Raw genomic sequence first — 1,093 nt, forward strand, 5'->3', positions numbered from 1 at the left:
CGTCGGTGTTGTGTCGTTGCTCACGCCGTTATCTGTAATAGCAAGGCTGGGCAGGGTTAAATCAATCTCGCCAGTTTCGCTCGCGCTGCCGATATTACCCAGGCCATCATCTACTTCGGCAGTGACCGTGTATTCGCCTTCAGCTAAAGCACTCGGGGCATCAACGCTCCAGACGCCACCGGTTACGGTCGTATCAACAGTCGTAATATTCCCTGCACTGTCTTCAAACGTTAAGCTAATGGTGGTGCCATCGTCTGCATCGCTTGTTCCGCTAATAGTGGGTGTGGTGTCGTTGGTATCTACCAAGGCATTAATGCTAATGCTTGGCGCGGTGGTGTTCAGTGTCGCGGTTTCACTAACCGTGGTGGTGTTACCGGCGTTATCGCTCACGCTCGCTTCAATGGTCAGCTCACCATCAGCCAGCGCATTTGGTACATCCGCTGACCAACTGCCATCCGCTTGCACTGTGGCGCTGAAGGTTTCTGTTGTCACCCCATCACTTACGCTGATACTAATCACCGTGCCTGCAGGTGCATTGGTGGTACCACTAATGGTTGGCGTGCTGTCGTTGGTCGCGCCCACGGTATCGAGTGTCAGTGTCGGTGCAAGGCTGTCTATGGTGCCCGACTGGGACGCGCCGCCTGTATTGCCTGCCGCATCCGTAATGCTGGCTTGCACACTGTAGCTGCCATCAGGTAATGCTGGGCTCGTTGCTTGCCAGTTGCCGTTGGCATCAACCGTGGCAGTGATTGCGATATCGTCGCCGTTACTATCGGTGATAACAATATTGACAACAGTGCCTTGCGGCTCTGTTGAAGTACCACTGATGAGTGGCGTGCTGTCGTTGCCAAGTCCCAGTGCATCCACAGTGACAACCGGTGTGATGGTATCGACATTGCCACTGCTGTTGGCTGTGCTCTCATTGCCTGCCGCGTCGGTTATGCTGGCTGTGACAGTAAAGTCACCTTGCGCGAGCGCACTGGGGATTTCAATATCCCAATGACCATCCGCCTCAACGGTGGTCGTGAGAGTTTGCACAGCGCCGTCACTGTCGGTCACGGTGAGTGTCACCGTGCCGCCAATTTCGTTACTG

At 54.9% G+C, this 1,093-nt stretch carries 1 protein-coding gene; it reads right to left on the bottom strand.

Annotation, left to right across the window (positions count from 1 at the left end; all coding sequences use genetic code 11):
* A partial coding sequence (locus tag CWC16_RS19095; protein ID WP_171037693.1) for an Ig-like domain-containing protein occupies nucleotides 1-1,093 on the bottom strand: 1,093 nt, incomplete at both ends.

This window comes from Pseudoalteromonas sp. S3776, assembly GCF_005886915.1.
GTDB lineage: Bacteria > Pseudomonadota > Gammaproteobacteria > Enterobacterales > Alteromonadaceae > Pseudoalteromonas.